Source organism: Desulfosarcina sp., assembly GCF_041551955.1.
Lineage (GTDB): Bacteria > Desulfobacterota > Desulfobacteria > Desulfobacterales > Desulfosarcinaceae > Desulfosarcina.
In genome coordinates this window covers 1-3,369 of sequence record NZ_JBFELV010000511.1, presented here as the reverse complement: position 1 = coordinate 3,369, position 3,369 = coordinate 1, and the positions used below count along the sequence as shown (strand labels likewise).

Sequence of the window (3,369 nt, the reverse complement as noted above, 5' to 3'; positions counted from 1 at the left end):
TAGGCCCACGATTTCTCCGGAGTTGATCGAAAAACTCAGTTGGGACAGGGCCACCAGCCCGCCGAATCTTACCGTGATGTTTTCCAGTTCTAAATGTGCCATAGTGCCGACCCGTTAATTCCGTTGTAGTAAGAAAGTCTGCCGCCCGGAGTAGTCTCTGCGGGTTCCCCCCGTGTCATGTTTGATGCTGCCGTTCGCGCATTTCCATGTAGCCGTTGAATCGCCTCACGTGGGTTCGTGCGATGTCGCCGGCCGCTTCCGCCTTCCCGCTCTCCATGGCCGCCACCACGTTTTCGAGGTCCTGAAGATTCTCTTTCATTTCAGGCTCTTCCATGACCAAGAACTCGTCATAATACCGGCGAATATTCTCATGAATGGTTTTGAGAATGGAAATATAGATAGGGTTGCCCGTGATCTTGGCAAAATACAGGTGAATGTTTTTGTCTGCGGTGAGAAAATCGGAGACAGCCTCAGCACCCCGATCCACACATTTACGGGCTTCGTCCAGCAGCGTTTTGAGGTTGCGTGTGTCCGACGCTTTCATTCTCGATGTGGCCAGGACCACCACGTCGCCTTCCACCCGTTCGCGGAACTCGGCGATGTGCCGCAGGGACACCTGGTGGGAGCGAATCAACAGATCCAGGCTCTCGGCCACGAGGTCCGAGGAGACCGTTTTGACGACGGCGCCCCCGCCCATTCCCAGCTTAATCTCGATGAGCCCCTTTTGTTCAAGCACACGCAGGGCTTCACGCAGGGTGCTGCGGCTGGTCTGAAGCATTTCTTTGAGGTCGCGCTCGGCAGGCAGGCGATCGCCCACCTTCAGCTGGCCGTCGATGATCGCTTCCTGGATCTGTTCAACCACATCCTGGAAAATCCGGTTTTGTCTGGCAGCGCGGAACAAATGGGTCATCGATCAGCAGCTCGATCCTGAGTGGATATTAACAAATATCGCTTCAAAGCGGACCTGAAAAAGTCACTCCGGGGGAGTGATGGATTGATTTTCGGAATGGTCAGACCATTTATTATAATTGACTTCGTCTGTCAAGATGATTTTTTCTTTCGGCGCCATTTGACGGGCTTCCAGAGCTGCCCGGTGGAAAAGCATCCCCAGGACCAGCGCAGCCAGGACAGGAGGCTGAAGGCCAGCCAGAGCGACCAGACCAGCATGAGCAGGTGGTAAATCCACTGGGGCAGGCTTATCACCCAGGGGGTTGGCATGATTCCCTCAATTCGGTCCTGAGTCCAGTTCAGTTGAAAGCGCGTGGATTGGTTACCGGCAATCTGCATGTCCGGGATGCCCAGCAGGCCGCGCTCAATGGCGGTGTAGAGACCGGCCAAGGCCGCCGCAGTCAGGATTGCCAGAAGCAACTGCATGCCGTTAAACACCAAGGCGTTTTCCGGCGCTTTGCGGCAGCGAGCGCCCATGACCAGCAGCCAGCCCACAATCAGCAGGGCAACCACCGCCGGTACCTGGGTCAGCCCGAGCCCCAGCAGCAGCCAGTGCTGGGTGCGAAGGGGTGTCACCACCGTTTTTCCTAACCCCACAGCCACGGCCAGCACCACAATCAGATAGCTCCAGAAGAGGACGGCCGGTCCCAGCCTGGGCCCGCCGGCCAACAGAATCCAGCGATGATCGGGCATCTGGAAGGTCACGGCGGCATTGACGGCGGCATCGCCCACGTTGACATCAGGGCCCTTGACCCGGATCATCGAATCGCTCAACTGATTCCAGGCCAGGGTCACCGTCTGGCTGGCCGGCTCCAGGGGGACGGTTACCAGTCGGCCGTCCTGGCGGATGGGCAGGGTCTTGCCATCTACCGTAACCGTCTGCAGGTTGGCCTGCTCCGGCAATTCGATCTGATGGTGACCGCCTTGGCTGGAACGGATACCAAGGGTCAGCATCGCCCGGGAAAACCGCTGACCCGGGGTGAGCGTCAGCAGCGACCGGTCCACGGTGACCGTTCGACCGGTTACCGCCTGGGGGCGGGCTACATCGATGCGAACCTGTTCACCCGGCCACGGGCGCCACTGCGGTTGCCAATTGCTGTCGGCATCCTGGTGGTGCACCGCGGTCAGACCGGAGACGCTGCAGCGCCACATCGTAGCGGCATCCAGGGTCCAGCTTTCCATCCAAGGCACATCATGGGGTGCAGTCAGCAGGATCGTCGGCGCCATGGGAATCGTCGTGGAAAACTGCGCCTCCATTTCATCCGGGCCAAAAGAGACCCGGGCAAACCGGTCTTCCACATGAATTCCGGGGGTCGTGACCGAGGCACTTTCCATCAGCGGAATGGCCAGAACCGCCGGCACTCCCGGTTCAGTGAGCCGCTGGATGCGCGTGGTCACTTCCCACTGGATACCCAGGTGCAGGGTGTTCGAAACCTTGAAGAAGGCGGGAATATCGCTTCTGGGCAATTCGGCGGGCGATTCTCTGTCGCTCTGCATGCGGCTCAGGGCAATCGTGGCGTCCATGCTGCCGCCGGGCCCAAAGCCGCGGGCCTGCCATCCGACACCTGCGTAAGTGCCCACGTGGGGTACGATGGGAAAGGTGATGCGAATTTCATCGGCATTGCCAGGCGGTCCGGTCATCTTGACCTGGTGAACCCCCCTGGGCAGGACCATCCATAGGGTGCCGCGGTCGTCCCTGGAGAGGCTTTTCACCAGATGATTGTCAATCGTGATCCGGTTCGGTCGCCAGGTTTCCAGGGTGGCGGGCAAAGGGATAGCCGTGTCGACCTGGGCATGCATCTGCATGATCAGGCGAAGTTGGTCGGGGGTGGCCGCCAGCTCCAGCCGGCTTACATCGGCACAATGGGGAAGGCAGGGCGCCGGTTCGAGCAACCGTCGCTGGAGTTCATCCAACAGGTGTTGGGGCGGGAAGGCCTGCCCGGCGGGCTCGGCCTGAAGCGGCTGGACCGGTCCCATGAAAATCAATACCACAATCAGCGCGGAAACACCGGCCGACATCGGTGACGGCAGATGCCGGCGCCAGTTGCGCAAGTCCAGAACAGTCATGACCAGCAGGCACAGCAGCGCCACCCGAACCAATCCAAGGGCCAGGTTCAGGGTCGGCGAAACCAGCCACAGGCGAATCTGCTGGGTGCGGTCCACCGGTCCGTTCCAACGGAGGTGCACGGACCGCCACTGCCACGCCGGAAGACCGGGGCCGGTCTGGATCAAGGCGTCGGGATCCGATAAAAAACGGGTCTGACGGGTTTTCGTTTTGGGCGGGGACATCAGGATCTTGTCCGCGGCGCTGAGGACCCGTTGGCCGACCGAAGCGGGCTCGGGGGCGGCCGCCCTCTCCGACTCGAGGACCATACCGGTCCCGGTAATCGCCGGCCGGTAATGGATTTCATCGCCTCCTTC

General features: G+C 60.3%; 1 protein-coding gene and 1 pseudogene. Both read right to left on the bottom strand.

Annotation, left to right across the window (positions count from 1 at the left end; all coding sequences use genetic code 11):
- Positions 1–175: 175 nt before the first annotated feature.
- Positions 176–910, bottom strand: coding sequence for a FadR/GntR family transcriptional regulator (locus ABYV26_RS23335; RefSeq protein WP_372683754.1), 735 nt, complete (start codon positions 908–910; stop codon positions 176–178).
- A 131-nt stretch (positions 911–1,041) separates the two neighbouring features.
- Positions 1,042–3,369: pseudogene (locus ABYV26_RS23330) on the bottom strand (hypothetical protein); the annotation flags it as partial.